The organism is Pantoea sp. Taur, assembly GCF_009830025.1.
GTDB lineage: Bacteria > Pseudomonadota > Gammaproteobacteria > Enterobacterales > Enterobacteriaceae > Pantoea > Pantoea communis.
In genome coordinates this window covers 374,877-401,729 of sequence record NZ_SZZZ01000002.1, presented here as the reverse complement: position 1 = coordinate 401,729, position 26,853 = coordinate 374,877, and the positions used below count along the sequence as shown (strand labels likewise).

The following is a 26,853-nucleotide window of genomic DNA, read 5'->3' as shown; positions in this document are numbered from 1 at the left end:
TATCGTATTGATTTTGATAGTGAGGCGAGTCAGTGAACGTCATTGAAGGAAAAGCGTTAAAAGTTTCGGATGCCATTATCTCCTGCCAGCTCGACGGCAAAGGCGGGGTTATCCCGATTGAAGATAAAGATGTCATCAACTGCGAGCGCCCTTGTTGGTTGCATCTGAACTATACGCAACGCCAAAGTGCCGAGTGGCTGCAAAATACCCCATTGATCCCAGATTCCGTGCGCGATGCGTTAGCGGGCGACAGTATGCGTCCTCGCGTCACGCGCTTAGGCGACGGTTTTATGATTGTGCTGCGCAGCGTCAATCACAACGCCGATTCACGACCGGATCAACTCGTCGCCATGCGCGTGTTTATCAACGACAAAGTGATTGTCTCCACGCGTCGCCGCAAAGTGTATGCCATTGACGAAGTGCTGGCCGATTTGCAAAACGGCAACGGTCCGGTGGATGGCGGTAGCTGGCTGGTGGATGTCTGCGATGCGCTCACCGATCACGCCAGCGAATTTATCGAGGAGATGCACGACAAAATCATCGAGCTGGAAGATGCCTTGATGGATCAGCAAGTCCCGGCGCGCGGCGAGTTAGCGCTGCTGCGTAAGCAATTGATCGTGATGCGTCGTTATATGGCGCCGCAACGTGATGTATATGCCCGCCTGGCGAGTGAAAAACTGCCGTGGATGAATGATGACGACCGTCGTCGTATGCAAGATGTAGCCGATCGTCTGGGACGCGGACTGGATGACCTCAATGCAGGCGTAGCGCGAACCGGCATTCTCGCCGATGAAGTCGCGTCTTTGCTGGCAGAGTCGATGAACCGCCGCACCTATACCATGTCGCTGATGGCGATGATTTTCCTGCCTGCGACATTCCTGACAGGATTGTTTGGCGTCAACCTTGGCGGTATTCCGGGTGGTAGTTGGCCGCTGGGCTTTACCGCGTTCTGCGTACTACTGCTGGTGATGGTGGTGGGCGTGGCGATATGGCTCAAACGACGCAACTGGTTGTAATGTAAGGCTCAGGTTATAAGCGTTAACCCGCTGTTAAATAAGGTGCTGTAAGCAAAAAAGCGGGAAAAACCTGATCGATATCAATAAGTGGATCGCCTAACAGGGGCAAACTCTCTCTCGCAGGTGAATGCAACGTCAAGCGATGGGCGTTGCGCTCCATATTGTCTTACTTCCTTTTTTAGAATTACTGCATAGCACATTTGATTCGTACAACGCCGGCTAATCCGCCGGCTTTTTTTTGCCCGCTTGGCTTGGCTGTGTTTCCTTTCCTATGCTTAAAGGACATTCAGCGATAAGGAGCAGGGCATGCAAGAACTCATTGCCAGCGATCCCATTCCAACCGATCCGCCACCGATTCCAGAACCGATTCCTCATCCGCAGCCAATTCCGGAACCCGATCCTCCCTACGATCCGGAGTTTCCACCGATCATCGATCCACCTCCCCATCGGTAATAAAAAAGGCGCAGAGCCGAAGCGCTGCGCCTTAATTAGAATCGTCTGCGAATTACTTAATTTCTAACACATCCAGTCGCACACTCATTTCCGGCGCATCTTCTTCGTCCGGCTGCCAGCCCGCAGGTTTTACCGGCAAGGTTTCGCGATCAAAGCCAATATCGCCGCCGTCGACCACTTCATCGCCGTGCTGAATGCCTTTAAAGTCGAACAAATTAATGTCCGCCATGTGCGAAGGCACAATGTTCTGCATCGCACTGAACATGGTTTCGATACGGCCAGGATAGCGTTTATCCCAGTCACGCAGCATATCCGCGACGACCTGACGCTGCAGGTTCGGCTGTGAACCGCACAGATTGCACGGAATAATCGGATACTGGCGCGCTTCAGCGAAGCGGATGATGTCTTTTTCGCGGCAATAGGCCAGCGGACGAATGACGATATGTTTGCCATCGTCACTCATCAGCTTTGGTGGCATACCTTTCATTTTGCCGCCGTAGAACATGTTCAGGAACAGGGTCTGCAGGATATCGTCGCGATGATGGCCCAGCGCAATCTTAGTACATCCCAGTTCAGTGGCGGTGCGGTAAAGGATCCCGCGACGCAGACGTGAACAGAGCGAACAGGTGGTCTTGCCTTCCGGAATCTTCTCTTTAACGATCGAGTAAGTATCTTCGTCAACGATTTTATACTCGACACCCTGTTCTTCCAGATACGCGGGCAGAATATGCGCCGGGAATCCTGGCTGTTTTTGGTCGAGGTTGACCGCCACCAGTGAGAAGTTCACCGGCGCGCTCTTCTGCAAACTGCGCAAAATTTCCAGCATGGTGTAGCTGTCTTTACCGCCAGACAGGCAGACCATGATGCGATCGCCTTCTTCAATCATGTTGAAATCAGCAATGGCTTCGCCCACGTTACGACGCAGACGCTTCTGAAGCTTGTTCAGGTTGTACTGCTCTTTTCTTGTTACTTCTTGATTATCATGCATTATTTACTGTCTCAGAAACCAAAAGGGGCATACAGGGGGCAACTGTTATCAGATAGCCAGTTTGCTGTTGAGCATGTCAACCTGCTCGCCATTCATCTCTTCAATCCATGTCGCGTAGATTTCATATACCATCTGCGCGTTTTCATGCCCCATCTGATTCGCTATGAATGACGGGTTGGCGCCAGCCGACAAAAAGCCAGCAGGCAAAAGTATGTCGCGTATGGTACGGATTACGGCGACGAATTCCAGCTCCAATCTGATTATTAATTTGAATTTTCAACGTCCGGCTCTGAAGCTGTTTTGGCGTTGAGCTTAAAAAGCAATCTTTCTGCTTCTGCTAAACTTTTGTCTGAAAGCATGAAAATACACAATTAGAAGGATAGACAATGGCAAACGCAGAGCTGACCCCAAATAAAGGTTCGGATAAGATCGAACATAAACTTATTCTTCAGAGTGGGACAGCATGGAATAAGCAGCCTTATGAAGCGTATTCCAAAGGCAAGCCACTCATTTCGGTAATGCGCATGTCTTTACCTCCTGATAGCGAGCTGCCCTGGCACACACATGCCATGCCTAACACGGCATACGTCCTGTCGGGACAGTTGACAATTGAAGACATGAATACAGGCGCCACATATCGCGTTAATGCGGGTGAGGCGATCAATGAAACGGTAAATAGCGCACACCGCGGGTATACGTCTGAACAGGGGGCTGAACTGGTAATTTTTTACGCAGGAGTTGAAGGTCAGGAGCTTTCAGAACCTCTTCCTGGAGAGAAACCTGAATACCAGGCCTGATTTAAAAGACCACAGTACTCAGAATTTTGCCGTCCATTTTGGTGAGGGTTGTGTTGCACCGACCCGTCGAACTCATTTCATATTCGAATTTGCCGGGCATCACACCTGAAAACAATAGTGCGGCTAATTAGCTAAGCACGCGTCGGTACAGGCGTACCCTGGTGGAAAATCAGAGACCACTGGCCTTCTTTCGAAAGTAGCCAGTAAGAGGAACGTAATGCAGGTCGGCTCCCGTCAGCATCAGACGTACGGTAAAGAAGTATTGCGCAACTTTCATTTATTTCGGTTAGCCGGAAATTGCTGCTTATGATTGGACTTGCAGTTTTCTCGCTCAATAGCGACATGATCGTGTCTGAGCGATCGACCATCATGCCTGAACGTGTAATCTCCCGGAATTCAGGATGAAGAAGATGCTCGAGCCAATCCCTGTCGTTGCGTTTGTCACCGTGAAGGCTGCATTCAAGCAACATGAGCTTTTCAAGGAGCATTGTAATTAACCCTTAATGATCTGACAGGACGTTTTTTTTGCATTGAAAGGGTGTCAATGAGTTATCGCGCCGCTCATTGGGCAGAAAAGTACTACTCTTTGTAGAAGTTATCATAATTCTAACTGGAGGATATGTATGGAAAATATACCGACGCGCGCGCCAACCAGGGGCATAAACCATGTAGGGCTTACCGTTCCCGACCTGCAACAGGCAACTGAATTTTTACAGAAGGCGCTGGACGCTAAATTTGTCTATAACGGCCTAGCAGAGCATGATCATCCACGACAGGGAGCAGATACAGAGAAACAATTAGGCTTAAGCTCCGGGTCAATGATTATCAAGCAGCGCTTGCTACGGATTGGTAATGGTCCAAATCTCGAGCTTTTTGAGATAAAAAGTGAAGAACAGGAGCAACCTGTAAGGCTGCAGGATATTGGCTGGAATCACATCTCTCTTTATGTGGACGATATAAATTATGCGGTGGAAAGGGTCAGGGCAGCGGGAGGAAGGTTTCTTTCAGAAATACATGGTAACTCTCGTCATGAAGATACCGAAAATAATGCTAGCGTATACTTTCAGGCTCCGTGGGGCAGCCTGATTGAACTTCAATCAATACCGAATGGTTACTATTATCCCGATGATAGCGAAGCAGAGACATGGATACCTGCGCCGTAGTCATCATCTCAGGTAAGGGTGCTTAGCTAAACCTGCGCCCATTCACGCAGCACGTGTCTTAAAACTGGCAAACACTTAACCATAGCTGACTTACGCACTGTGTCAGCTATGTAGCTAGCCCCTCTTACTTTCATCATCAGATGTCTCTTCTGAGTTATGCTCAGATCAGCAGTTTACTGACTCACATTGCTATTACATCTCGTTATTAACTTGCTTTTACTTATGCTACTTAATACTTTATTAGATTAGTCACCTAATCATTAATGATGCCAGACATTTAATTAAGTCGTTTACATAAGCGTTGAGAAATTTCGATCCCTTAACGTCATAAGTGAGAGTTAAACAATAGAAAACTCTAAGGCACCTCTTATCTACCATTATTATAAATAAATGATGAGATTGTTACATGCCGCAAGGTAATTCAAATATTTCTATTGTTTAGAGAGGTTGAGAAAAGTTCCAACATTGAGTTGCATATTTGAATAGGCATAACCTATCGGCTAAATAATATGGCCGGGGAGGTTAATGCTATACTACTATCGTAGTAAACAATGTTCTCTAATTCATAAGCGAGGTACAAACGTGTTGTACAGCGAAGACATGACCGGTCACGCAATTATTGGTGAAGCAGCAGTCAATCTAGCCGTGAGTGAACAGGATATAACCGTCGATGCGCTTATCTCTGAATTGGCCGCGATGCTTAAGGCAGACAGTAGTCACTCAAGAGAGCTGTCAATCAGGGAAGCCATCAAGTGGTTGCGAGGACACCGTAGTATTAGCGCTAAATCTACTGGTGAAGATAGGTGGCTTTTACCAGATGTAGGCCATTCAGGCACTGCATCACAGGAAAGTACCTTACGCTTGATGGCAGATGACGATGACTTAAGATAACCACATACTGTGGCGGCAGGTAAGGTAATGCCTGTCGCTTTCGTATGTGTCAGTGCCAGGGTTTTAATTACCCAAATAGCTGCTTTTTCTGAATTTTCGCTTGCTCGCTCCGCAATACATTTACTGTCATATACTTCACTATAGCGGCAGTATTTATGACTGCAGGACTATAATCTTCAACCTTTAATCCAGCCAATGCGCAATTTAAACCAACGCGAATCGCGCGAGCATTCAGGGATCATCACAGCATGAGAGAAACCAATACGGTTGCACACATACAGGCATGCCTTATGGTTAAAGGTGACCGTTATGCATTACAGAAAGAAACGCTGGACGACATTATCCACAACCTTATTTATATAGGGGCACCGGTGAATAACAAAACCATTATGCGGCATATCATGAATCAGCTCATGGTTGAAAATAACGCCGAAAGGCAGGAAATCCTGCGCGTTCTGCTCCAGTTGATCGTGGGATATACGCCGGACGATCCCGGTGTCTGAAAGCGGCTGGCGCCGCATAATTTCAGTTGAGTTTTTTTGCCAGTAACCTGATAGCCCGCTCACAGGAGTCGCGCATTATTTTGTCCGGGGCGGACTCCTTCAGGCGCCAGAGGGCAGCGATGAGTTCATGCACATGTACGGTCCCGCTGGGACGCAGCAATTGCTTCAGCGCGACAGCCACAGCCTGGTGCATAAGGTCCTCTATTTCATTTCCGTTTTTCAGATGCGCTCCGCTTATTGGGGATATATACAGTGTATCGCGATAAGCGGTGCTGATAAACATGCGCGGAAAAAAACAGTCTGATAGCAGTTCAATCAGTAAAGGGATTTCCGGTCAGGTGGAATATCGTGATTGCCGCCAGGTGCTTCGTCTTCATGACCTGGCAGCGGTATAGCTACATCATGAATAAAATGTTCTGACATAGTTCTTCCCGTCACCTTTAAATAGATGACATTAAGTTTAGCTGCGTTACTTTACTGAGTGTGAATCATTATCCGTAATGTGACTTAGGATTAAAAAAGTTCATCGCGCATGAAGTGTGAGCGTAGAGTCCCGCGTATCGGACATGCTGTCATCGATGCACAGACGACAGATGGAGGCCCAAACATTCATACGTTGCGATGCAATCTGATAGGCGTGCCTATAGGTGAGGGCAGACCCCAGAAATTGACGCTCCGGATGATCTTCCAGGCATACGCATCCTCTGGCGTGTAACTGGTAATGCTGTCCTGCATTGAGAAGGTAATAAAACTGGGACATACGTGTTTCCTTCTGGTTAAAAGAGATACTGTATGCTGGGATGTCAGGTAGTGAAATTCATTTTTTAAAGCGATTTAAGCCGGTACTACCGGAGGGTGTCGTCCCTGACAGGTTCTCCGGCCGGTGCACGCCTTGGCGAGACCGGTGAGGTCATCTTCATCGTCGTCTTCCGGCCAGAGCCGGACTACGTCCTTTGGCGTCAGTTCTTCTCGTCGTTCAGGTCTGCAAAAGTCTGCAGGTACGGCAGATACCGGACAGCCTGTTCAGGCTCATTGAAGCTTTTCAGCCAGCTTCTGGCTTCCGAAATTTCCGTGAGCCTTTTATCGCTGCCGCCGGCTTGTGCCATGCGTCCAAGCTCAGAAATAAGCGAATGCACGCTTATCTCTTTTTCACCCAGCGCAAGACTTAATGCCGCTTCGCCAATAATGACGTGCCCTTTCCCGTCGTGATGATTAGACAAATTAACTACCTCCGTTTCACGTTGATGACAGCCTCACGTCACACTGTAGTCGCAGATGGTGAAAGTGCCCGTAGGTTATTCTGAAAAAAGCTGAATTCGTAATAATTTGTATCAATTTCTGAGTTTATTGGGCCCTTTATGCAAAAAAATCCACTTAAGTAATCCACGAAGAATTAACCGTGGCCGGATGAATTTATTTTCTGACAATTAAATCAGGCTGTTCAATCCGTCAGATTTTGCATGCGTTAATGTGGGCGTGTGCTGCTCGTAACCTTGAGTCTTTCGCGGCGCGCAGGTTGAGTACTGTTGATAAGGATTTAGGTAAACGCATGCAGGAGGCGCTCAAATCGAAAGGTTTTACTTTGCGTACAAATGCTTCGCTACTATGCGTACTGGCTTTGTGAAGCGCGGCACCCGCATGAATTAATACCTGTGTTGAGGACAAAAAGGTTTAATGATGTTTACGTCGTTTAAGTCGCGGTGCGGTGAGAGTGACTACCGGTCCGGTTTGAGAATGGTCAGCCAACTGCTATGGTGCCCGTGACAATCTGCGGTAATAGGGAGCCAGAAATGCTTACAACAATTATTTACCGAAGCCATCTTGCCGATGAGGTACCCATAAGCATCCTGCCGGGTATGGTGGAGAAAGCCAGCCTGCTCAACGCCCGTCATCAGGTTACGGGGATCTTGCTCTTTAACGGCACGCACTTCTTCCAGATTCTTGAGGGCCCGGAGGAGGGCGTACTGGACATTTATGGTCGTATCTGCGCCGACCGGCGTCACCACAATGTGGTTGAGCTGATGCGCGACTACTCACCGTCGCGCCGCTTCGGCAACCATGGAATGGAGCTGTTTGACCTGCGCCGCCATGACAGTGGCAGTGTGCTGCAGGCGGTGCTTGACCGCGGCACGTCTAAATATCGTCTGACATACGACGATCGGGGCCTGCAGTTCTTACGCACCTTCGTGGAAGCCCGTGAGAAAGAAAACTACTTCGAGGTTTTGCCCGCTGACTACTGGGACTTTGTACCGGATGAGAACGGTCCCCCGTTCCCGGCGGTGGGCGTCACCTTCCGCCCGGTGGTTGATCCTCTGGGTCGTAAGGTCACAGCCATCGAGGCCATACCCGATGAAGCCCCGGATGGACTGACCGGCGAGGCGCTGTATGCGTATAACCTAAGCGTCGTCACAGAAGCGCTGAACAAGGCAGGCAGATCGTGTCCCGACGACATCATGTTATACGTCAGCATATTGCCCATGACGCTGGTTAATCTTGCGGATGCCGTTAGCCGGCTCATTAACGCAATTGACCGTGCTGAGCTGGTGCCGCAGCAAATAATACTCGGCGTCAGTGAAACAGAGGTTATCTCTCAGCTGGAATCATTCACTCAGGCGGTACGCCAACTGAAGCAAGCCGGTATCAGTATCTCTATCGACAACTTTGGTGACGGTTCGGCAGGACTGTCTCTGCTGGCGCACGTCCAGCCGGACCGCGTGCGCATCGGCGCAGCGATCGTGCGCAATATTCACCGCAGCGGTCCCCGTCAGGCGGTGGTACACGCGGTGCTTCGCTGTTGTTCAGCGCTGGAGATAAACGTCATTGCAGCGGGTATCGAACAGCCTGAGGAATGGATGTGGCTGGAGGCGGCTGGTGTCACTGATTTCCAGGGTGCCCTGTTCACTGCAAAAGGCGCGGCCGTTGCCTGGCCGGAGACACGAGAGGCTGTTTGAGATACAGGAAAGAAAAGGGCCCAAAGCGGGCCCAACAGGATTAGGAGGTTGCGGTAAGGTTGGTTGCTGGCTGCTCGGCCATGACACCCGGTATTTGTGCCTTCTCATACCGCAAAGTTCTGCCACGATTCGCTTTTTCAAGCCAGCTAATGAAATGCGTCATCATTGCGGAAGCGTGTTGTTTGTCGGGCGTGCGATAAATAAGCAGCCGGCTTTTGGTCTGGTTTGTGCAGTCGATGGCATAAATCTCAATACCGGTATCACGTTGCTCGCTTTCAATTGCTGTGAAATGCATGCGAGGCCAGCGGTTTAACCTCAGCATAAACTCACTTAGAATCATCTTTTTCGCCTTTGTTATTTTAGAGTTGGAAGACTTTTTTCACTGGTCTGCCCAGCGTAGAACTGGTTGCGGACTCTGCAAGCTAACGGCACATTATTATTCGTAAAAATTTCGTAAAGGCAGCGGGTTAAAAGACTTATCAGCACCGCAGACGTCTATAGCATGAACCTGAAGTGCGTATCCGGCAATCCGCTGGCGGGCTATCAGTGCAAAAGGGAATAACTGAGAGGGGAGTCAGTAATGCTCAGTGAAGATCGTTTGAATCAAATCGCAGAAAATCAGGGCAGCTATGAAGCGGAAGCTGTGGCCATGGCGCTGGAGATCCTACAACTGCGGCGTATGCTAGGTGCCCCCTGGGCCGTGGTGCAACCGCTGGGCGAGCTTTACGTTGAGGACGGGAACGCGGCTATGATCTGGCCGGCAAGCCTGGCGGAGCGGGGCGACGTCTGCCTGTATCGCCTTGAAAAGCCTTCACAGGTGGCGGCAGCCTCATCGCCCGTAGCAAAGCAGCGCGGCCGCAGAAAGAAATTACCGGCGCTGGAGTAAGGTACCTTCAGCACAGCTTAGCTCTGCTGGACTCCCCTGACGTGACGCGTGTTAACACTGCCGCGTAAATGTTTTCTATAGGTATCCTTCCCGTTCATGTTCGGGCCAGCTGCACTGTGCTAAGCTCTGCGCCCAAAACCTGCTGCCGGATAACCCCATGAAAAATGATTTTGAAGATAAAATGGCCGACATTATGCTTGGCGAAGCCGTCACGGCGCTGCTGGATGAGGACGTGGCCATTAGCTGGGCGGCCCTGACGGATCGCTTACGATCGGCCATTGAAATTGAAACGGACGAAGATCGGATTCGCGCAGGTCTGCGCGCTATTGAAGAAGTACGGCGGGAAATGCATATTCGCAATGGTGAAAAGACCGGGGGGAAAAGGGTTGCCGGATTGACAGAGCAGAAGCTTCACTGACTCCATGGGGGGCTGCGGTATCTGATACTGCCCCTTTCTGTTATACTGTACGCTCATCCACCTTACGGACGGAGGTCATATGAATGATGACACCACCGCCGAAGATATCTACGCCGTTATCGGAACGGTAGTGGCTCGCCTTCTTAAGCCGGACCAGCACCTCACTCTCCACGAGATTACCAGCGCCCTGCACAGCATGAGTGAAGTGGTCGGCACTGCCGGAATGCGCCTAAGCTGCGAACGCGCCATCAGGCTTCTGGCAGAGCAAATGCACTGACTTTCAGATTCCTCCTATTCTGACATACATCCTGGCTCACTGACGGTGATGTGCCACACTATGAAGTGTTAAACTTTTAAGCCGGGAGAAGCCTCTGAAAGTCTGGATTGTTGTAAGTCTTGCCGCCGCTATCAGCTGCTCCGTGTGGGCTTCGCAGGGGGGATTTGACTCCCCGGCTGCGATGGCCGCCGCGCACGTCACGCAGCAGAATTAGTTTCAAAAACCTTCATCGTCAGGCGTTTTGCCCACCACGATTTCCAGCGCGCTGCGCAGTATGTCAAGCTCACCCACATCTGTCGTGCTCTCCAGCTCGGCGATCAGATAAAGTATAATCGCTTTGCTGGTCACCTTTTTACCATGTATGACGATGTCGCGGATAACTGCGTCCAGCACGGCAGTTTCTGCGGCCAGCTCGTCGCCGCCGCTACGGAAGTGCTGAATGATGCTTGCTTCTGTAGAGGTGTGTTGTTCATTAAGCTGCATAGTGTTATCCGTCAGGCCCTGCGGGCTAAAGTGACCAGGCTTATAGCCTGAAATAAATAACGGCCACCCCTTGGGTAGCCGCATCCTGCGGGCGTCCTGCCACTCTCCGAAAATACGGAGATTCGTCCTGGGTTAATCGGCTACTATTATTTCTTTGTACTACTACCCGATCCATTAAGGGCACCCAATGCCAGCACTGCTGCATCACGGCCTTCCCTGGACTGTATAAATTCCGTCTGCACCTCGCCCAGCGCCAAGGCTATAGCTTCTCGCCTGTCCGGAGTCGTCTCACTGCTATCCATAGCCCGGAGCTGTCGAGCCACGCTGTCTGCGCTAATTCCGTCTTCGATGCTCAGCAGCGTTACCACGGCCTCACCCAGGACGACATCGGCGAGGCGTATTAAATCTTTATTTTTCATACCCGCATTTTCAGGTTAATGCCCTCCAGGCAGGGTAGCAGGACAACTATTCCGGGCGGTCCTGAATGCACGCTGCGTGCATCACCTGCTTACAGCGAAAAAACTCAGCGTTCAAACAGCATGCCGATTAGTGTTTGATAATGACGCTCTTCTTCCTGATTCGCCGCCACTTCAAGGCGGCGCAGCAGTTTGGTACAGATGGCCTTGCGGTTAAGGTTCTTGCCTGCGCGCAGAATTTCAACGACAATCTGCCCCAGCGTTTCCTGCTGGGTCGGCGCCGATGCCTTGCTGAAGTAATGCGCAATGTCGCTGGCGGAGTCCGGGAATTTCGTAACGTTCTGACGCATGGTGAACCTCTCAATGGTTGAAATGTAGTCGGCTCTGTCTGACAGTAAAGTTATACAACTAAATCAAACTTGTACAGCAATTGTGTTGTTGTACAACTTTTCTTTTTGTGCAAAAAATGCTTCCAATTATTATTCAGTAAGTTAGATGAGTAGCTGTACGCAAATAATGAGTGAGTGACTCAATGGAAAGGTTGTACAACAGGAAGGATGTTCAGATGAGATGTCATTAAAGATGCCTGCCCGGTATGTCGCGGACAGGCGGAAACTATTTAGTGCGGTGAGGTGCGGCCCGCTCCGGTGACCCATCTCAGCTCGTCCCGGTTGCCCGGTAATGATTTAAACCCGCGAAGCCAGCGCTTCGCCCCTCTTATCTGCACGCAGCGCAAAGGATCTTCTTCAGCTGCGGCCATATCAGCCAGTACCCGGATAAGTGAATTAACGGTGATATCCGTATTATTCATCGCCAGGTGAACCGCAGCCTCGCCAATAATCAGCTGGTTTCCGTTATGAAAATCTTCAAACATGTTCAGCTCACTCTCAGTCTTATAGCGGTATTTCAGTGTAGTGGTTTAATGCAATGAAGTCCTCTTCCGTATCATTATTTTCAGCGCATTGTCCGGCCAGCCTGAAATAAAAGCTTCCGTCAGAAGATAAAAACATCATGAATTCAGATGCCTGACAGGCTATCAGGGTTAACCGTCGGAAAATACTGAATAAAATTTAAGTGTTACCTGAAATCGATTTCATCTAAAGGAATCGGGGTAATATGAGATTTAATTTCATCCGAGGATTGAAAGCGTTACGGCTAACCATCTGTCAGGCTGTAAGGTTAACCCTTTAAAAGTTCGAGGCGGGCGAGAAAAAAATTACTGAGAAAAACGCGGAGATTATTCTGCATCAGAATCAAAAAGTATTTAGGAAATGAAGATTACCTAAATAAGCGCGCCGGGATGTAATATTAGCCTCGTCGCGCCTATGTACAGCTCAATTAAATTTTAGATTTGGAACCCCGGCGGCTGATAAGTCCGCCCTTACGACCGGCCTCGCGTGCGCGGTCGGGACAGTTTTTAAAGTTGCCGCCGCTGGCGGCGCCGCCTTTACTGCCTGCTTCGGAGGCACGTGCGGGATCGGCCGCAAAGTTTCCAGCACCACCGCGTCTTGTTGTTGTCATGATGTCTTCCTCAGTTAAAAGATGTCCTGCATTTCAGGTAGTTAAATTGTGGCACGCCGGCACAGGACTGCCTGAGTTCGGCACGCTTTTTTCAGGAATACGACGGCGGACACGAGTTGCAGGACGGCTGTATCTGAAATGAGCGCCTGACAGCGCGTGCGGCTTGCCATTTCATGGTAATGCGTCAGGCTTTGTGCGCGGAACGGTGCGTGACAACCCTCCTATGGAGAGCTGTTTTGCGGCCGTGCCGTTCCGAAACTGTGTCAGTTCCGCGCAGCGTTAGGGGCTTTGTGCTAACAACACCCCGTCTCCACAGATGACTTTCAGGCTGGACGCCCCAGCAGAAAGGCGGGCCAGCGGTCTCAAAATGCCAGCCAGCTGCGTACCGGGTACAGGCAGCCCGATTCACCTGTGCCGTCCCACACGTACACGTGGTGCTCCGGGTCGCGCAGGGCCCAGGCTACCATTCTCATCCACATCACTTCTGCCGCGTTGGTCTGCGCGCTGTCGGTAATAATGATCGACCAGCGAGGCAGCAAATTGCAGAAAACTCGTCGTGCCAGGCCATGCAGCGTATACTAATGCAGCGGCTGGCTTTTGCGCCATATCTTTACCTATATGCTGGCTTGCTAGGGCGAGGTGTAGTCTTCATTGTCATCCAGTCACCACATAGACGGTTTCCGGCTAGGGCTCCTGTGTGTACAGCCTGAACTGCCGTTCTGCTGCGTACTGCCATAGGGTATAGCCGAACAAAATTAATAGGGCAGCGTAAAGGCTTTGCATCGCCGGCAAGAAATACCCGGGTATCGGCCCGGTTAGTGTCTTCCGGATTCAGTACCTGACTGAAGATGTTATCGTGCAGGGTAATGGGCATGCTGTCGTCCGCCGCTATTATTTTTATCTATGAGCTTCCCTGATAACCGGAGCGTAAATTTAACTTTATGAATTTAATGAAGTAATGCCAAGTTTTGTTTAAAGAATTTAGCACTGCCGGATTACTGCTGTACACGCGCCATTACATCGGTTATTTTGCGCCCGAACTTATTCACTCCACACGGGTATTTCATGCGACAGGACGGACTACCACCTGTTAAAGATGCCGGGCTCACCGGTTACTTCAGCCAGGTTACCCATCCCTGCCAGATTGCGCTGCTGGGCCGCATTACCGTTGAGATCCTGCGACAGGAGCGCCGGCTGACGCGGACTGCTGTGTGCCTGAAAATGATAGCGCGGCTTGACGCGACCAGCGATGAAACCGAGGCGGCACACTTGATGGTTCTGCTCAGGATGCTTTTTAATCGCTGAGTCTGGGGAGGACTGCCGACAGGGTGCCGGTTAAAGTATGCTCGCCGAAAAAGGAGAGCGGCAACCGGAATGCCGTGCAGTCCCGGCGTATAACAACGGTTCTAAGGTGCCGGTTACAAATAAACCAGACCTCATCGCGATCGTTGGAAAGAATGAAATAGGCGTCCGACGTTTCCGACGGATTAAAACACCCTAGCGCCCGATAGGCGGTAGTTAGGCTGAACCCGCTCAGCATCGGCAGCGGCCGCGGGCCGCCCGGCAACTCTTCCACCCTTAGATACAGACCCTCTTCCATCCAGAGCATGGCCACCCCCGTAGCGCTTTTTCATTCTTCAATATAGGTAAGTTCCCCGGTGTCTCCCGGTGACCCAAAAAAGCCGCAGTCAGAATCGCTTCAGCCTGCCACATGCCTTTAACATATCGCCTATATAAAGCGGATTCTCCGAATTATGATCATAGCACCTACGGCGACTTTGTTTTTTTAAGCACACGAGGTTCACTCTGTACGATTTAGGCGGCCATCATCGGCCGAAACCACAAAAAGCAGATGCCGGTTTTCCGTTTATCTTAAAATTGAATTTGTCTTTGCGGTAAGGGGAAAGGCAGTCCATATTTTAAGCCAGCTAAAATGGAGAATGTATGAACTGGATTGATTATGAAGTTGAAAAGCCCGCAGACGGCCAGGTAGTTGCAATATGTACGGATGAAGGGGTAGGAAGCGGGAAATATGAGGCATCATTTGAAAATTTCACCCAAATTCTTATGCCGGGGGACGCTACATTCAGGCAATATCGCGTATCGCATTGGTTTCCTTTACCAGAAAGCCATGGAGTGGGGAAGCAATAGCCACTTCTTAAGTGCAAAAAAATCCCGGGACAATTCCCGGGAAAAAATTCAGTTTCCATTTCACCCAAAGCCGGAACTATTCCAAGCCCGATTGAGGGTAGGCCAAAATACTGGTTTATTCAAAAAAATATTTGTCCTGATTAGAATCTTTCTCTAAAAGTCCGCAAGAGCACTCTGTTCAAAGATATTTTGTGTAATCCGCATACAGCCTGCATAAGAATCACCCTAATTTGCCAGCCATAATTAATGCGGGCATTCCTATTATAAATATTGGCTGTGGAATGAAGCAGGTGTTGGGCTTAACTCTTTCAGGTAAAATTCACTATTCAGTGCTTATCAGAAGTGCATAGTCGCCGAGATTAGTGGGTTATGGCTAGCGTTGGGATGTGCACGATAGTTTTTTAAACCCCTTCAAAAAGGATTCTATGCTTACAACGAATGAGGTTTTACACACTTATTTGAGTGGGTAGGGCAAGTATTTAGTACAAGTGAGTGATTAAAAAATCGCCATAAAGAATTATAGGGGTGGATAGAATTAAAAAAATATTCTAAACCTATAGTTAAAGGTATCGTGTCGAGTGAATACTCGGCAACGTGTTCATAATTATTACTATTCGCACCTGAGTGATTGATACACATGAACGTCATTCCAATGTCTTACAGCACCAGTACAGTTTACCGTCGTTTTGAAATGCTCGGCACCATTGAGCATGAACCGGGCCGTATGTGGATCCTGTTTGATGAGAAGCTCTATTTTTCTGCAGTCGTATGTTCTGTACCTACGATGCAGGGTAACGTCGCCCGGCACAAAATCATAGCAACCATGGATTGTACATGTGACCTGACAGGCAGACTCACACTCGAACGCTATTGGCAGTCTGAAAAAATGTCCAGAGAAGTCGACCTTTCTGAACCAATCATCAGGGCTCTTTCAGAAAAGAAAGGTCTGTGGATGAAGCCGGTGAGCGTAGCCTGAATTGAATGAGCCTCGATTTAACCAATCTGAACTAACAGCATTTAAATCCGTAGTGTTAGTTAGTATTTTACACTCTTTACTTCAGCATACTTATCCTCAGGTTCCAAACAATAAGCGAATATTCATCTAGTAGCATAATAATCAGGATATGCATATGCTCATAATCAAAAAATAGCGAAAAGGGAGTATTACGAATTGCACTCTGAAGGAACGCAGTTAGTCTGCTTCACAACAAATAGTTACGTCCGACTTAATAGACCTGCTTAATACTCTCTGGAACGACCAATCGCCAGCAACAAGGTAACATCATAATTTTAAGGTCTTTACCGCATCGCATGGAGATTGACTCATAAAAAAGATCAAAACAGGAATCCTCACTGGCATATCTTTTTTGCATTTCGTGGGGTATGAGTACAATTCTGAAGCAGATTGCTAGAAACCATCTATTATTGAACAGTTAGTAAAATTTTTTTCCAAATGAGGGATCAGTAATGAATAAAAAAGGCATAGGTTTCCTGTTAATTGCTTCAGCATTTGCAGTTTCAGTCGCGGGATGTTCTTCAAATCAGGCTATCAAAACCACAGACGGTCGTACAATCGTTACAGACGGTAAACCTCAAATTGACAGTGATACGGGTTTAGTATCTTACAAAGATGCACAGTCAGGAAGAACTGAACAAATCAACCGCGACAAAATCACCAATATGAGTGAATTAAATAATTGATAAGGATTAGTTCATGAAAAAAATTATTTTTTCATCATTAGCCGCGATTATCGCGCTGTCAGCGTTAACGGGCTGTACCCGGACAAGCTATGCTATCCATACTAATGATGGCAAAACTATTGTCAGCGATGGTAAGCCTACAGAGACTGATGCAGGATTGCTAGGTTACACTGATGCCAACGGTGTTAAGCAACAGATCAATAAGCAGGAAGTCAAAGAAGTATCAGAAATTCCACATTAATCAAAAAAACACCGTCACCTCTGGCGGTGTTTTTACATTCCTAGTTACAATGTAAAAATACTTCCCAGACTATTAAAAATTAAGCCTTCCCGACATTGGATTCAATTCAAAGCTGAATCAGGTATCAATGTTGCTAAAAAAACATTACAACAATGTATAGAGGAGATCTGAAGGAGTAGGTTTAACTGGAATTTGTTAAATTTACCTAATAAATGTAGATTTTGAGTGAAACTATCATCAAAATATCAAGTCCAAACAAGGATTTTTTGTGGCCGATTATTAAATTTAGTCAAGTAATCATACAAGGTCTTACTTACTCAGTGATTAAATGAGAGGTAAGTGTTGTGTGATTGGAATGGATTGAAAAATAATCGGAATTCTGTGAGGTATGTCAATTATTTAAAATTTAGTTAAATATGACCTGATTTCATTAAGGCCACTCTGGTCATATGATCTATAGTATATGAATTATTAGTTAATTTTTTGGAAAAAAGATGAATATTCATTATCTTGATGAAGGCGGTGAAAATATTCAAAGGGTAGTATTACCCCCAACAGAGATTATGATTGGTGAACTGGTGCATGAATTGCTGCGTGAACGCCGTTGTGTCAACAGACGTGCCATGATTTCGCGACTATTGTTAAGGCTTGAAAATGTTATATGTCCAATGGAAGCAATATATTATGCCGAAATTCTTAATCTGTTTGAGCAAAATTAGCTTGGTTTATTCTCGATAGTTCTTTGGTTGGTCTAATTTCTGGGGGCGTGTTTACAATAATCGGTGCCATTTTACTGGTAATTAACTAATAAAGATGTGTATGGCTATCTCCGAATACTTTATAAAATACAATGATCTATAGCTTTTAACTGAAGTTTCGTTTTCCCTGACAGGTGCTTTTAAACGCATTTTCGGCCAGATTAAAGTCATATTCATCCAATATTTCTATCCCGCGCGGAGTAAGTTTATATCGCTCTTTTTCACGCATCCATTCATCGCCTAAGAGAAACTCAACAAGCCCCATCTCTGATAACTCTTTCCTGACAACGGGTTTGATGGAGGAGGGTACTGATCCTCTCTCTTTAATTATTGATAATAATCTATAGTGTTTCTGAGCAAGTTTCATATCAGCCATCCTTTGCAATAAATCCTTCACAATTTAACCATTGCTTTGGTTACATGCAAAGAAATTTTCCTTGGGAACGCTTTTGAAAGCAACAAAGGGGGGTGAGAATAGCAGCCATAGGCCAACTCGAATTTTAAGCTGTTACATATTAACACGATTTTTTACGCGCATCCAGTCGTTAAACAATAGCTTAAATTAAAAAACGTATTTCTACGAGTGATGTAAGAATTGCTTTGATCGTTTTACTGCTGAGAAAAAACCCGCAATAGCGGGTTAAAAGCTGGATTTAAAAGTTGTTTTTATAACCGATTCTTAAAGCTACTCATCCCTCTAGAGGGTGCTTAATTATCTGTATTAAGCAAAAAAATTGTAGTACTTTTTGTGATTAAAACGTCCAGGATGAATCTTATAATTTATCAAAGTGAGCAACAGGAACAGTGTTAATGGAGTAATGCGCAACCAAGTCATAGTAGGTATCTAGTTAACTAAATTTGTGCTTTCAGTTCTTTAAGCGTCTTTGAAGCCATATGTCCAGTTTGGGATCAGATAGCGGCTTAGAGAAGAAATACCCCTGAGCCTGGTCGCAACCAAAATCACGCAGAAGAATTGCTACTTCAGCGTCCTCTACACCCTCCGCAAGCACCGTATAATTCAGCTCTTTTAACATTCTGATAATACTGCGCGCGATGATAAGCGAGGAGGTATCTTCTAAAACACCTGATATAAGTGAGCGATCAAGTTTTATTATATCCAGCGGCATTCGTCTCAGATAACTGATGTTACTATAGCCTGTCCCAAAATCATCCAGAGATATGGTAAACCCTTTTTCATAAAGTCTATGCAAACCGGATAGTGCCTGTGCATTTTCTATAATCCGCTCAGTTTCCAGGCATTCAATTCCCAAGAGATTATTAGATAAACGTGCTTCCAGCATTTTTGATTCTAATAAATCTGCAAAATTGTTTTTCGCGAAATCGTTCAGGCTGACGTTGATTGTGATGGGCAATTGAATATTCTGTCGATTGAATCGCTTTAGGCAGGCTATCGTCTTGTCAATCACCCATTCCGTCATCTCATGAAGTAGATCCGTTTGTTCAGCCATGGGTACAAATGCCGCGGGTGACAGTTCCCCTCTGACAGGATGTGTCCAACGTATCAGCGCCTCCAGGCCGACGGGCTGACCCGATTTGAGACAGGTTTTAGGCTGATATACAAGGTATAAGCCTTTATCAAAACGTATTGCATCAGAAAGCTCATTCATAAGAGTAAAATCATTTGAATGTTTTATTTCTTCAGACTCTTTATACATCACTGAGGGTAAATTTTTATCGATCGCTTCTTCAAGCGCAGCCGAGGCACGGCGAACGACATCACAGGCTTTGGATGAAATCGCCGTAAAATCCGTTTGGCCCGCATGGGAAGTAAGAGTTATTGATATCCCATTACCTAACTCAGCACAGATGCCTTCCATACGCCCTGCAATCCACGAGGCGTCCAGGCGGCTTTCGTCGCGAACCAGAATGGCAAAACGTCCAGTGGAAAGCGCATAGAACATCTCACCGTTTTGAGGACGTAATCGGCGAGGCAATTTTATAGCTATATCCCTGAGAAGTTCTTCAACCGGCACCATTCCAACTGTTTTAGCCAAGTCATAAGCATGAGCCATTTTCAGGCAATCAATAATAATAAGACGACGCTTGACCTTATCTCCTTCTGCAGCGAGCGACTGCATATCGCTGATTAGTCGGGAGCGGTTGGGCAAGAGAGTGACAGGGTCATTAAAACCGGTGGCATGCCAGGCTTCGAGAAATGACATAACCAACTCAGCAAGCTGTTGTAGTGTCGCGAGTTGCATATCGCTGAAGGGATGTGGTTCCCGGTCAGTTACGCAAAAAGTACCTAATACGTGGCCTTCACGATCTTTGAGCGGAACGCCCGCATAAAAACGTATGTAGGGTTCACCAGTAACAAAGCGGTGGGTTAAGAAACGAGCATCCAGCCATGTATCTGGAACGATGAGAGCATTGTCGTCATTAACAACATGTTGGCATAAAGACTCATCTCTTTTTGAGTGTTTCAGTGAGAAATTATGTGAGGCCCGAATGTATTGGAACTCCTCATCTAAAACTGAAATGAAACTTCCTGGGATACCCAGCGCCTGATTGGCTAAATGAACAAATTTTCTCAGAACACTGTCCCTTCCTTCATCAGGTGCGAGAAGGGCGTCAAGCGCTCGCTTACGACGTTCATTAGTAGCATTTAAATTTTTTTCCATAAATCCCCCGTGCCGGGTCTAATAACCGGAACGTAAAAGTGAAAGAAAAATAACCGACCGGAAGAAGAAGCTAAAAACTGACTGAAGATTACGCTTTTTGTTGTCTCTTTCGCCATCATAAGACAGCCCCTTGAGTTCGTCCTGTTTTTTTTAGTTTAATTAAAAGGGTCAATCTGTTTGAGAAAAATATTTCTTGCTGGAATATTTCCTTTTTTTTAAATGCCTGCCAGACTCTAACTGATAACGCACTTGTGCGCAATCTAATAGCGCACTACTAAAATAATTTATATGGTTACTATTTTTGTCTAAATTAATCACAACACCAGGTAATTAAATGAACTTTCTTACAAATTTTACTATTCGCCGGGTAGTGCAGTGCATTCTCGTTGCCGCTTTTATTATTGTTGCTCTTGCAGGCTTATATGGTTCAGAAATCTTAAGAGATCTACATAAACAAACGCAGCGTGAGGGAAAGTTGGTTGCTCAACTCATCTTTCTGACCCGAGCAGGTAATACGATGAAATCAGGTGACGATTCCATAAAGAGAACCTTAGCAGAAGAAGTTCCTGCTACACCGGACTGGGATGAATTTCGAACAGCCTTAACAGGTTCTGATATAAATTTTAATTCAGCATCAAAAGAGCGTTTAGAATTCCTCGAGGAGAGACTGGCTGACAAAGAGAATGCATTCAACGATGATCGTCAAAAACTGGAGTTAGCATTCACCGTTGCTTCATTATTTATCTTTATGTTACTGGTTTTCTGCGACCGCTTTCTGGTCGTGCACCTCGTTGAGCCTCTAACAACCTTAAGGGAACATTTCAGAGGAATTGCTTCCGGTGAACTGACTAATCCACTGCAAGATTTGGGTAGAAATTGTGTAGGGCAGCTGGTACCACTGGTGAAAGCCATGCAAGACAGTCTTTTATTAACTGTACTTTCCATCAGGAATAATACGGACCTGCTGAAGCGTGAGGCTGCAGACATCGAAGCGGGCAATACTGACCTTTCTGTAAGGACTACTCAACAGGCAACTTCCTTAGAGCAGACCGCACATAGTATTACCCAGCTGAGCGCGAACGTTCAGCAAAATGCATTAAGTGCTGATGAAGCAAGCAGTCTTGCTGAGAAAACGGCATATATCACCGGAGAAGGCGAAAAGCTGGTGAACTCAGTTGGCCTCATGATGAATGGTATTACCGAGGAAGCCGAAAAAATACGGCAGTTTACTGCCACAGTGAACAGTATCGCATTTCAGACAAATATACTGGCGTTAAACGCTGCCGTTGAAGCAGCCCGTGCAGGCGAGCAGGGCAGAGGGTTCGCTGTTGTTGCTACAGAAGTACGTACACTTGCACAACGCAGCGCAAGTGCAGCCAAAGAAATTGAAGGATTAATCAATACAACTCTCGCTCGTGTGAATGAGGGCAAAGAGGTCGCAGACCGTGCCGGGCACACCATGCGAACGGTGACCCAATGCGTTTCTTCAGTAGATGAACTCATCAGGAAAATCTCTTATGCTTCAAATGAACAGAGCAAAGGGATCATTCAGGTGACGCAAGCAGTTACCGATATCGAACGGGTCACACAGCAAAATTCCACATTGGTAAGGCATGTTGCAAGTTCAGCCGTAAGGCTCAATACCAGAACCGAAGACATGGCTAAGACCATCATTCATTTCGCATTACCGGCAACCACACAGGTGTGAGATATATTAATCGACGGCCTGGCATAACTGATTCAAATGATAATAAACTCTCGCTTAATTACAGATAATTAAATCATGGGTTTGGGGGTTATGATAGGGGGATGATCCCTGAGCCATGTTCGTATCAGTTCTGTATTTGAGCCAACCTCCCTGACAGCTCTGGTTAGTCTTTCTTGAGTGGTTTGGAGTGTAAGAGTCCAGTAGGTAATTTGCCAGTGCTCATTTATTATTACCTGCGTCAAATCATGGGGAATGCGACGTTGAATTGGGTCTTTCATGACTAACCTCATATGATGTTTTTCAGATTTAATTGGGGCTTATTGGGGGGTCAGATTCTGAATGATTTGATAAAACTAAAAAGCAGAATATTCCCTATTAAATGTCTAAAACTATTTATGGGATGTTTCTGATATAGAGGCAGCTATTAAGCGAGGCGGGATGGGAGTATAAGCGAAGCGATATTTTTAATTCGATAGCTTAAAAATATTAGCCTTAAACAGTTGAAAGTGAAGTTATTTATAAATCTCTTTGACCACTACACATACCATAGACTAACGCCAGAGATAAGTTATGAAGAAAAACAACTTTGTACCGGTAATGTCCGCCCAGAATGATATTCGCAGCTTGCGCATTGAAGCGGGTATGACTCAGGCTAATGCAGCCGAAAGATTTAATCTGAGTCTGAGAGTGTGGCAGATGAAAGAGTCGCTTTCGAAACCTGCTCAACTCAGTCAGGGAGAATACGAATTTTTACTACTGCTGGCAGGAAAACACCCAGAATATCAGCTTTCCACCAAATAATTGTTGCCGGCAGTATGCATTCTGCCGGCACAGTAATGTGGGGGGCAGGTTATCAGGAAATAAATTCTTCGAGAACCCAGACACTTACGCTACCCGCTTTACATTTAAACACGCCTTCACCTGATTCATTAGTCTTGATAACTTCATCGGAATTAAAAAGGAAGTCTCGCCAGATACGATTAGCTAAGGGTTCACCAAGATTAAGCGTTTTCTCACCATCATCACCATTTGACATTATCACAACGCATCCTGGTTGTTCCGCCGTGCCACTCCGGCTGAATGCAATGCAGTTAGGATGATCAAACCAGGATGTCTGGACGCCATGCGCGAATTGCTGACGTGCCAGCACTAGCTTATCGAGTTTATCTATGACTGGCATGTCTACACGATGGGTTTCACCATCATTACCTGTGTCTTCATAGTCTGCTCCAAAGAGGTCGGGGTAAAATACTGAAGGAACGCCATTTTCTCTCAATAAGATGAGCGCATATGCCAGCGGTTTAAACCAGGCTTCAACCGGGGCTTCTAAAGACTGCAGGGGCTGAGTATCATGATTAGCAACCAGCGTGACCGCATGAAAAGGATCGGCTTCAACTAATGTGCCTTCAAAGATTCGGCTCATATCATAATCACTGCCTTGTTTAGATGCCTCATGAAATTTCATATGGAGAGGTGCGTCGAAGAGCATTGTCTTCCCTTCAACCTGGTTTATATATTGTTGTAATTTGTCTAACTCAAAAGACCAGTATTCGGCCACAATAAATAGTGGCGAATCTGATACAGCTTGTACATGTTCAATCCATTCTTTATAGAACCAGGCGGGAATGTGTTTTACCGCATCAAGTCTGAAGCCGTTACATCCGGTTTGCTCCATGACCCAGCGCGCCCAGTATTTTATTTCTTCAGTTACTGCGTGATTTCTGAAGTCGATGTTTGAGCCCATAAGGTAATCAAAATTACCCATTTCTTCATCAACCTGCTGATTCCAGCCTTCACCCGTGTAATCATTAATTATCTTAAATACCCCATCCTCTGATGGGTTTTCTATGTGGTCTACACCATTAAAACACTTAAAATCCCACATAAACTGAGAGTATTTTCCCGCTCTGGCCGGAAAGGTATAGCGTGTCCAGGCTTCGCAGTTAACAACTTCTTCGTCAATTTTTGTACGGTCGTTTTCATCCACTCTATTGACCTGAACTGCCTCCTTTTCATCAGCCCCCATTTTATGATTGACAACAACATCTAATAAAACAGCAATATCATTATCTTTCAATGAGCTGATAGCCCTGAGTAAATCTTCCTTATTACCATATTTTGTTGAAATATTACCTTTCTGGTCAAATTCTCCTAAATCGAACAGATCATAAGTGTCGTATCCTACGGAAGCTGCACCCCCGGCGCCTTTATAGGCAGGGGGTAACCAGACCATGTTTATTCCAGATTCCTTCAAGTCTGACGCTCGCTCAGTGAGTTCGGGCCAGAGTTTGCCACCTTCAGGGTAATACCAGTGGAATGCCTGTAGCAGAGTTGGATTCTTCATTTTTTTCTCCATGTTTAGACATTTTAATTATGGAGTGAAAAATGATTTTTGCAGCGCGGAAGGTTTTTTATATTTTACTTTTTTTCATTGACAACTCGTAAGAAATAAAAATTGATTGGTCGTGAGAAAAACAGCAGGGCTCTTTAGAATTGTATAAGCAAAATGCCGTAAACGAGTCTTTTATCTTTACTTAAACTCCTTTAATGTGTTGCTGAGTGTCGATAAATAAAATTTATCTTATTGTGACGATTTCTAAATCATTTGGTGATATGCGACATAACGAAAAGATGTTGAAGCGTGGTCGAAATCTAAGTGAGGAAAAAGAAGTAGCAATCGATTTATGCGTTATGAATGACTTCTTGCCAAATAGTTCTAATGAAATTGGGGAAGGGAAATTTTCATGTGGTGAATTTGACATCTAAAGCTGCGCTTGTCTAGATTGATTAACTCTGTTAACCCAGAGGGGGGGCAAAGTTACGTATATCCAGATGTTAATTAGGAATGTAATTAAAATAGCCATATTGAGTGCAAGGTTGGTCTGCCATTAATTAATCTCGACATTGAGGTTAATTATGAACGTCCATACAAATAACGGTCAGTACAGTAAAGAAAATTATACACGCAAGGGATTGCCTGAAGCCACTCCTGTTATGTGGCATGCTTATGAAGAAGATGACCATCCCGCAAAGAATAATCCCAGTGAACACGGTGAAATTCGACGCACGCGCGACGATAGTAAAGACCATAAGCATGACCCGTACGGGGAAAAATGAACCAGTAATTTGAGAAAGTAAGCGGCTTTGATTAACTCTAAAAAAAACCTCTATAAATGAAAATCCATAAACACTTACAGAGGTGATGCAATGCACCATTCGTTACATGCGGCGATAGCCGCGGCCCAAAGTTATACAATATGACATCAATTGTACATTTCTTTTTCATTGCTATTGAACTCTTCCGTACATAGCAGCATGATTTAATAAAAATTCTTAGATGAATTGAGTGTGAATGATTCAAATTATTTATATTTAAATGAATCTCGTGAAGTTAAAGTGCCTGGTCGTTAACGCTGAACTAGTTGATTACTATCAAGTAAATCGTCAAGTTTAAAAATTGCGCATCTAATAGTTACTCCAAAAGCTAGACTTTTTAAATTCACGGCTTCGCTTTATTTTTTGATTTTTTCTGCTATTTAATATTGAAAATAATTAGCAGTGAGTGGTGGGGTTAGTGAGAGAAAACGGATTTGATCTGCAGTTTTACGTCGTTGAGATTAGAAAAATAGCCGCGGCACATCAGTCGGGTTTGAGTCTTTTGGAAGCCAAAAGGCAGGTTGATTCTACCATGCAGCATATGCGAATTAACCTGAGGGATGACAAATCTTACCAGGCCCGCCAGTGGAGTACCTTGCTGGATGCTCTTAAAACTTATAATCGGAACACCGTTGACCCCCGATGGGCAAAAGTGATAAACCATGCCAATTTCAGAATAAAGAGCCGACTAAATACAGTCATTTATTATCGAAAAAGACTGCGCGAGCAGCGGTCAAGCCAAAAGGATATTTAAATTCATTTAAAAATCCGGTTAATCGAAGATAAAAAGCAGATTCATTAAAATTTGTTGCGTCTATCTTAATTAAGAATTGAAAGGTTTTTTTCGATTATTTCAAAATTCATTCGTCCTGATGCTATGGAGTATATTTTTATAAAAGTGTAAAAAACGTATTTTTGATAAAATTCAAATGCCCTTCGATATTGCCACCATCACTTATCAGCAACTCGAAGGTGTTCGTGCAGATACTGAATTTCCAAGTTAGGAACCTACCCGGCCTTGGTGTTTGAAACCTCCTCAGTATGTATTGAAGTGCTTTGATACGTTCTGAAAGTACGATTAAAATAAAATCATTTCCTTTTTTTAAGTTGGTTGTCTCAGAAAGCCACTCACTGAAAATAAGAGATGTTTTGTCGCCATGAATTTCAAAAGCAAGTAGTGCTGAAGAGTCTCAAGGTGTTGATTAGCCATGCGCGAAGAAATAAAACCCGGATGGATATCCGGGCGGCAGAAGTTTTGCCTTAAATTGATGGCGTCCCGCTGGGAACGGGAACAGTTTAGTATGTAACTGAAATATTGCTAATCCGAAAATAAAAAACACAGATGGCTATTAACTGCAGTCTGTGAGAAGTGTGTCAGATAATCTTTCCTAATTATCTCTGGCCAGCAATGATGCGTCGAGTCACCACTGCAGGGAAGCCAGTTTTTCCTGCATAACTAAAACATTCATGCGGTTAAGCATTCTAGTCAAAGGGTTTGTTTTAACTCTGTGGTTGTCCGACCGGGCCCTTACCCAATGGCCCACCTGGCACCGACTCATTACTCGGTGCATGTGGGCGGCCATCGTTACCCACCGCAGGGCTTTCATGCTGGCATCCCGCCAGTGTAATCAAACTCGCTATGATGAACATCCCGCCTAATAAATTTTTCATAATTTGCTTCCCATGGTAAGGCAACGATATGTTGCTAATTAAGCATAGAATTTCTACAAAAT

34 protein-coding genes and 1 pseudogene are annotated in these 26,853 nt (G+C 45.9%); 19 read left to right on the top strand and 16 right to left on the bottom strand.

Annotated elements, in window-relative coordinates; genetic code table 11:
* Positions 1–32: 32 nt before the first annotated feature.
* Positions 33–1,016 (top strand): zinc transporter ZntB, encoded by a 984-nt coding sequence (gene zntB, locus FD744_RS04225; RefSeq protein WP_034821343.1) that lies wholly within the window; start codon positions 33–35, stop codon positions 1,014–1,016.
* Between the two features lie 306 nt (positions 1,017–1,322).
* Positions 1,323–1,469 carry a hypothetical protein gene (locus FD744_RS25305; RefSeq protein ID WP_167347098.1) on the top strand — a complete coding sequence of 49 codons (147 nt, stop codon included), beginning with the start codon at positions 1,323–1,325 and terminating at the stop codon, positions 1,467–1,469.
* Between the two features lie 52 nt (positions 1,470–1,521).
* Here the strand turns inward: FD744_RS25305 and ttcA are convergent, their stop codons facing one another.
* A complete protein-coding gene (gene ttcA / locus FD744_RS04220; RefSeq protein ID WP_160867418.1) occupies positions 1,522–2,457 on the bottom strand; it encodes a tRNA 2-thiocytidine(32) synthetase TtcA in 936 nt (311 codons plus the stop codon).
* A gap of 48 nt (positions 2,458–2,505) precedes the next feature.
* Positions 2,506–2,707 (bottom strand): annotated as a pseudogene (locus FD744_RS04215) (tyrosine-type recombinase/integrase); the annotation flags it as partial.
* Positions 2,708–2,843: 136 nt separating this feature from the next.
* Between FD744_RS04215 and FD744_RS04210 the strand changes: the two are divergent.
* Positions 2,844–3,254 (top strand): cupin domain-containing protein, encoded by a 411-nt coding sequence (locus FD744_RS04210; protein WP_160833587.1) that lies wholly within the window; start codon positions 2,844–2,846, stop codon positions 3,252–3,254.
* Between the two features lie 131 nt (positions 3,255–3,385).
* Here the strand turns inward: FD744_RS04210 and FD744_RS04205 are convergent, their stop codons facing one another.
* Positions 3,386–3,724, bottom strand: coding sequence for a DUF4440 domain-containing protein (locus tag FD744_RS04205; RefSeq protein WP_306439520.1), 339 nt, complete (start codon positions 3,722–3,724; stop codon positions 3,386–3,388).
* Between the two features lie 153 nt (positions 3,725–3,877).
* Between FD744_RS04205 and FD744_RS04200 the strand changes: the two genes are divergently transcribed.
* The 3 genes from FD744_RS04200 (at position 3,878) to FD744_RS04190 (ending at position 5,811) form a co-directional block, all read left to right on the top strand.
* Complete coding sequence (locus tag FD744_RS04200; protein ID WP_160867417.1) at positions 3,878–4,417, top strand: VOC family protein; 540 nt, start codon at positions 3,878–3,880, stop codon at positions 4,415–4,417.
* A gap of 582 nt (positions 4,418–4,999) precedes the next feature.
* Positions 5,000–5,308, top strand: coding sequence for a hypothetical protein (locus tag FD744_RS04195; RefSeq protein WP_160867416.1), 309 nt, complete (start codon positions 5,000–5,002; stop codon positions 5,306–5,308).
* Positions 5,309–5,556: 248 nt separating this feature from the next.
* Complete coding sequence (locus FD744_RS04190; RefSeq protein ID WP_097117031.1) at positions 5,557–5,811, top strand: biofilm development regulator YmgB/AriR family protein; 255 nt, start codon at positions 5,557–5,559, stop codon at positions 5,809–5,811.
* Between the two features lie 959 nt (positions 5,812–6,770).
* Here FD744_RS04190 and FD744_RS04185 read toward each other — a convergent pair.
* On the bottom strand, positions 6,771–7,031 hold the full coding sequence (locus tag FD744_RS04185) for a hypothetical protein (protein ID WP_160867415.1): 261 nt from the start codon (positions 7,029–7,031) through the stop codon (positions 6,771–6,773).
* Positions 7,032–7,601: 570 nt separating this feature from the next.
* Between FD744_RS04185 and FD744_RS04180 the strand changes: the two genes are divergently transcribed.
* Positions 7,602–8,762, top strand: a complete 1,161-nt coding sequence (locus tag FD744_RS04180) for a diguanylate phosphodiesterase (RefSeq protein WP_160867414.1) — start codon at positions 7,602–7,604, stop codon at positions 8,760–8,762.
* 40 nt (positions 8,763–8,802) lie between these two features.
* Here FD744_RS04180 and FD744_RS04175 read toward each other — a convergent pair whose 3' ends face one another.
* Positions 8,803–9,102 (bottom strand): hypothetical protein, encoded by a 300-nt coding sequence (locus FD744_RS04175; protein ID WP_160867413.1) that lies wholly within the window; start codon positions 9,100–9,102, stop codon positions 8,803–8,805.
* Between the two features lie 240 nt (positions 9,103–9,342).
* Here FD744_RS04175 and FD744_RS04170 point away from each other — a divergent pair, with 240 nt between their 5' ends.
* From FD744_RS04170 to FD744_RS04160, 3 genes are all read left to right on the top strand, one after another.
* A complete protein-coding gene (locus FD744_RS04170; RefSeq protein ID WP_160867412.1) occupies positions 9,343–9,648 on the top strand; it encodes a hypothetical protein in 306 nt (101 codons plus the stop codon).
* A gap of 157 nt (positions 9,649–9,805) precedes the next feature.
* On the top strand, positions 9,806–10,066 hold the full coding sequence (locus FD744_RS04165) for a hypothetical protein (protein ID WP_160867411.1): 261 nt from the start codon (positions 9,806–9,808) through the stop codon (positions 10,064–10,066).
* A gap of 79 nt (positions 10,067–10,145) precedes the next feature.
* Complete coding sequence (locus tag FD744_RS04160) at positions 10,146–10,343, top strand: hypothetical protein (protein WP_160833581.1); 198 nt, start codon at positions 10,146–10,148, stop codon at positions 10,341–10,343.
* A gap of 216 nt (positions 10,344–10,559) precedes the next feature.
* Here the strand turns inward: FD744_RS04160 and FD744_RS04155 are convergent, their stop codons facing one another.
* The 5 genes from FD744_RS04155 to FD744_RS04135 form a co-directional block, all read right to left on the bottom strand.
* Complete coding sequence (locus tag FD744_RS04155; protein WP_160867410.1) at positions 10,560–10,826, bottom strand: biofilm development regulator YmgB/AriR family protein; 267 nt, start codon at positions 10,824–10,826, stop codon at positions 10,560–10,562.
* Between the two features lie 146 nt (positions 10,827–10,972).
* Positions 10,973–11,245 carry a hypothetical protein gene (locus tag FD744_RS04150; RefSeq protein WP_097117040.1) on the bottom strand — a complete coding sequence of 91 codons (273 nt, stop codon included), beginning with the start codon at positions 11,243–11,245 and terminating at the stop codon, positions 10,973–10,975.
* 104 nt (positions 11,246–11,349) lie between these two features.
* Positions 11,350–11,592, bottom strand: coding sequence for a regulatory protein YcgZ (gene ycgZ, locus FD744_RS04145; RefSeq protein WP_039328007.1), 243 nt, complete (start codon positions 11,590–11,592; stop codon positions 11,350–11,352).
* A 269-nt stretch (positions 11,593–11,861) separates the two neighbouring features.
* Positions 11,862–12,116 (bottom strand): hypothetical protein, encoded by a 255-nt coding sequence (locus FD744_RS04140; protein WP_160867409.1) that lies wholly within the window; start codon positions 12,114–12,116, stop codon positions 11,862–11,864.
* A 464-nt stretch (positions 12,117–12,580) separates the two neighbouring features.
* On the bottom strand, positions 12,581–12,763 hold the full coding sequence (locus tag FD744_RS04135) for a general stress protein (protein WP_160867408.1): 183 nt from the start codon (positions 12,761–12,763) through the stop codon (positions 12,581–12,583).
* A 1,065-nt stretch (positions 12,764–13,828) separates the two neighbouring features.
* On the opposite strand from FD744_RS04135, the gene FD744_RS04130 reads away from it, so the two are divergent.
* Complete coding sequence (locus FD744_RS04130) at positions 13,829–14,068, top strand: hypothetical protein (protein WP_160867407.1); 240 nt, start codon at positions 13,829–13,831, stop codon at positions 14,066–14,068.
* Here the strand turns inward: FD744_RS04130 and FD744_RS04125 are convergent.
* Entirely contained in the window at positions 14,058–14,372 is a 315-nt protein-coding gene (locus tag FD744_RS04125; protein WP_160867406.1) for a hypothetical protein, read from the bottom strand. The two genes, FD744_RS04130 and FD744_RS04125, sit on opposite strands and share 11 nt — an antisense overlap.
* Before the next feature lie 335 nt (positions 14,373–14,707).
* Here FD744_RS04125 and FD744_RS04120 point away from each other — a divergent pair, with 335 nt between their 5' ends.
* From FD744_RS04120 to FD744_RS04100, 5 genes are all read left to right on the top strand, one after another.
* Positions 14,708–14,914 carry a hypothetical protein gene (locus FD744_RS04120; RefSeq protein WP_160867405.1) on the top strand — a complete coding sequence of 69 codons (207 nt, stop codon included), beginning with the start codon at positions 14,708–14,710 and terminating at the stop codon, positions 14,912–14,914.
* A gap of 637 nt (positions 14,915–15,551) precedes the next feature.
* Positions 15,552–15,890, top strand: coding sequence for a hypothetical protein (locus FD744_RS04115; protein ID WP_160867404.1), 339 nt, complete (start codon positions 15,552–15,554; stop codon positions 15,888–15,890).
* 491 nt (positions 15,891–16,381) lie between these two features.
* Complete coding sequence (locus FD744_RS04110; protein ID WP_097117047.1) at positions 16,382–16,615, top strand: YgdI/YgdR family lipoprotein; 234 nt, start codon at positions 16,382–16,384, stop codon at positions 16,613–16,615.
* A 13-nt stretch (positions 16,616–16,628) separates the two neighbouring features.
* Positions 16,629–16,856, top strand: a complete 228-nt coding sequence (locus FD744_RS04105; RefSeq protein WP_160833575.1) for a YgdI/YgdR family lipoprotein — start codon at positions 16,629–16,631, stop codon at positions 16,854–16,856.
* A gap of 494 nt (positions 16,857–17,350) precedes the next feature.
* On the top strand, positions 17,351–17,575 hold the full coding sequence (locus tag FD744_RS04100; RefSeq protein WP_160867403.1) for a hypothetical protein: 225 nt from the start codon (positions 17,351–17,353) through the stop codon (positions 17,573–17,575).
* Positions 17,576–17,720: 145 nt separating this feature from the next.
* On the opposite strand, the gene FD744_RS04095 is transcribed toward FD744_RS04100, so the two are convergent.
* Positions 17,721–17,981 (bottom strand): hypothetical protein, encoded by a 261-nt coding sequence (locus tag FD744_RS04095; RefSeq protein WP_160867402.1) that lies wholly within the window; start codon positions 17,979–17,981, stop codon positions 17,721–17,723.
* A gap of 499 nt (positions 17,982–18,480) precedes the next feature.
* Positions 18,481–20,256: a GGDEF domain-containing phosphodiesterase gene (locus tag FD744_RS04090; RefSeq protein ID WP_160867401.1), complete on the bottom strand. Its 1,776-nt coding sequence runs from the start codon at positions 20,254–20,256 to the stop codon at positions 18,481–18,483.
* Between the two features lie 334 nt (positions 20,257–20,590).
* Here FD744_RS04090 and FD744_RS04085 point away from each other — a divergent pair, with 334 nt between their 5' ends.
* The gene (locus FD744_RS04085; RefSeq protein WP_160867400.1) at positions 20,591–21,964 is read left to right on the top strand and encodes a methyl-accepting chemotaxis protein; all 1,374 of its coding nucleotides are present in this window, start codon (positions 20,591–20,593) and stop codon (positions 21,962–21,964) included.
* Between the two features lie 68 nt (positions 21,965–22,032).
* Here the strand turns inward: FD744_RS04085 and FD744_RS04080 are convergent, their stop codons facing one another.
* Positions 22,033–22,242 carry a DUF3606 domain-containing protein gene (locus tag FD744_RS04080; RefSeq protein WP_160867399.1) on the bottom strand — a complete coding sequence of 70 codons (210 nt, stop codon included), beginning with the start codon at positions 22,240–22,242 and terminating at the stop codon, positions 22,033–22,035.
* Between the two features lie 292 nt (positions 22,243–22,534).
* On the opposite strand from FD744_RS04080, the gene FD744_RS04075 reads away from it, so the two are divergent.
* Positions 22,535–22,765, top strand: a complete 231-nt coding sequence (locus FD744_RS04075; protein ID WP_097117052.1) for a hypothetical protein — start codon at positions 22,535–22,537, stop codon at positions 22,763–22,765.
* Between the two features lie 52 nt (positions 22,766–22,817).
* On the opposite strand, the gene amyA is transcribed toward FD744_RS04075, so the two are convergent.
* Complete coding sequence (amyA, locus tag FD744_RS04070) at positions 22,818–24,308, bottom strand: alpha-amylase (RefSeq protein WP_160867398.1); 1,491 nt, start codon at positions 24,306–24,308, stop codon at positions 22,818–22,820.
* A gap of 572 nt (positions 24,309–24,880) precedes the next feature.
* Between amyA and FD744_RS25530 the strand changes: the two genes are divergently transcribed.
* Positions 24,881–25,081, top strand: a complete 201-nt coding sequence (locus FD744_RS25530; RefSeq protein WP_237449328.1) for a hypothetical protein — start codon at positions 24,881–24,883, stop codon at positions 25,079–25,081.
* A gap of 1,539 nt (positions 25,082–26,620) precedes the next feature.
* Here FD744_RS25530 and FD744_RS25300 read toward each other — a convergent pair.
* Positions 26,621–26,791 (bottom strand): hypothetical protein, encoded by a 171-nt coding sequence (locus tag FD744_RS25300; RefSeq protein ID WP_166935051.1) that lies wholly within the window; start codon positions 26,789–26,791, stop codon positions 26,621–26,623.
* Between the last annotated feature and the right edge of the window lie 62 nt (positions 26,792–26,853).

Excerpts from the sequence above, each read along its gene's own strand:
- FD744_RS25305 (WP_167347098.1), top strand. The coding sequence starts at position 1,323 with ATGCAAGAACTCATTGCCAGCGATCCCATTCCAACCGATCCGCCACCG.
- ttcA (WP_160867418.1), bottom strand. The coding sequence starts at position 2,457 with ATGCATGATAATCAAGAAGTAACAAGAAAAGAGCAGTACAACCTGAAC.
- FD744_RS04210 (WP_160833587.1), top strand. The coding sequence starts at position 2,844 with ATGGCAAACGCAGAGCTGACCCCAAATAAAGGTTCGGATAAGATCGAA.
- FD744_RS04205 (WP_306439520.1), bottom strand. The coding sequence starts at position 3,724 with ATGTTGCTTGAATGCAGCCTTCACGGTGACAAACGCAACGACAGGGAT.
- FD744_RS04200 (WP_160867417.1), top strand. The coding sequence starts at position 3,878 with ATGGAAAATATACCGACGCGCGCGCCAACCAGGGGCATAAACCATGTA.
- FD744_RS04190 (WP_097117031.1), top strand. The coding sequence starts at position 5,557 with ATGAGAGAAACCAATACGGTTGCACACATACAGGCATGCCTTATGGTT.
- FD744_RS04180 (WP_160867414.1), top strand. The coding sequence starts at position 7,602 with ATGCTTACAACAATTATTTACCGAAGCCATCTTGCCGATGAGGTACCC.
- FD744_RS04175 (WP_160867413.1), bottom strand. The coding sequence starts at position 9,102 with ATGATTCTAAGTGAGTTTATGCTGAGGTTAAACCGCTGGCCTCGCATG.
- FD744_RS04170 (WP_160867412.1), top strand. The coding sequence starts at position 9,343 with ATGCTCAGTGAAGATCGTTTGAATCAAATCGCAGAAAATCAGGGCAGC.
- FD744_RS04165 (WP_160867411.1), top strand. The coding sequence starts at position 9,806 with ATGAAAAATGATTTTGAAGATAAAATGGCCGACATTATGCTTGGCGAA.
- FD744_RS04160 (WP_160833581.1), top strand. The coding sequence starts at position 10,146 with ATGAATGATGACACCACCGCCGAAGATATCTACGCCGTTATCGGAACG.
- FD744_RS04155 (WP_160867410.1), bottom strand. The coding sequence starts at position 10,826 with ATGCAGCTTAATGAACAACACACCTCTACAGAAGCAAGCATCATTCAG.
- FD744_RS04150 (WP_097117040.1), bottom strand. The coding sequence starts at position 11,245 with ATGAAAAATAAAGATTTAATACGCCTCGCCGATGTCGTCCTGGGTGAG.
- ycgZ (WP_039328007.1), bottom strand. The coding sequence starts at position 11,592 with ATGCGTCAGAACGTTACGAAATTCCCGGACTCCGCCAGCGACATTGCG.
- FD744_RS04140 (WP_160867409.1), bottom strand. The coding sequence starts at position 12,116 with ATGTTTGAAGATTTTCATAACGGAAACCAGCTGATTATTGGCGAGGCT.
- FD744_RS04135 (WP_160867408.1), bottom strand. The coding sequence starts at position 12,763 with ATGACAACAACAAGACGCGGTGGTGCTGGAAACTTTGCGGCCGATCCC.
- FD744_RS04130 (WP_160867407.1), top strand. The coding sequence starts at position 13,829 with ATGCGACAGGACGGACTACCACCTGTTAAAGATGCCGGGCTCACCGGT.
- FD744_RS04125 (WP_160867406.1), bottom strand. The coding sequence starts at position 14,372 with ATGCTCTGGATGGAAGAGGGTCTGTATCTAAGGGTGGAAGAGTTGCCG.
- FD744_RS04120 (WP_160867405.1), top strand. The coding sequence starts at position 14,708 with ATGAACTGGATTGATTATGAAGTTGAAAAGCCCGCAGACGGCCAGGTA.
- FD744_RS04115 (WP_160867404.1), top strand. The coding sequence starts at position 15,552 with ATGAACGTCATTCCAATGTCTTACAGCACCAGTACAGTTTACCGTCGT.
- FD744_RS04110 (WP_097117047.1), top strand. The coding sequence starts at position 16,382 with ATGAATAAAAAAGGCATAGGTTTCCTGTTAATTGCTTCAGCATTTGCA.
- FD744_RS04105 (WP_160833575.1), top strand. The coding sequence starts at position 16,629 with ATGAAAAAAATTATTTTTTCATCATTAGCCGCGATTATCGCGCTGTCA.
- FD744_RS04100 (WP_160867403.1), top strand. The coding sequence starts at position 17,351 with ATGAATATTCATTATCTTGATGAAGGCGGTGAAAATATTCAAAGGGTA.
- FD744_RS04095 (WP_160867402.1), bottom strand. The coding sequence starts at position 17,981 with ATGAAACTTGCTCAGAAACACTATAGATTATTATCAATAATTAAAGAG.
- FD744_RS04090 (WP_160867401.1), bottom strand. The coding sequence starts at position 20,256 with ATGGAAAAAAATTTAAATGCTACTAATGAACGTCGTAAGCGAGCGCTT.
- FD744_RS04085 (WP_160867400.1), top strand. The coding sequence starts at position 20,591 with ATGAACTTTCTTACAAATTTTACTATTCGCCGGGTAGTGCAGTGCATT.
- FD744_RS04080 (WP_160867399.1), bottom strand. The coding sequence starts at position 22,242 with ATGAAAGACCCAATTCAACGTCGCATTCCCCATGATTTGACGCAGGTA.
- FD744_RS04075 (WP_097117052.1), top strand. The coding sequence starts at position 22,535 with ATGAAGAAAAACAACTTTGTACCGGTAATGTCCGCCCAGAATGATATT.
- amyA (WP_160867398.1), bottom strand. The coding sequence starts at position 24,308 with ATGAAGAATCCAACTCTGCTACAGGCATTCCACTGGTATTACCCTGAA.
- FD744_RS25530 (WP_237449328.1), top strand. The coding sequence starts at position 24,881 with ATGAACGTCCATACAAATAACGGTCAGTACAGTAAAGAAAATTATACA.
- FD744_RS25300 (WP_166935051.1), bottom strand. The coding sequence starts at position 26,791 with ATGAAAAATTTATTAGGCGGGATGTTCATCATAGCGAGTTTGATTACA.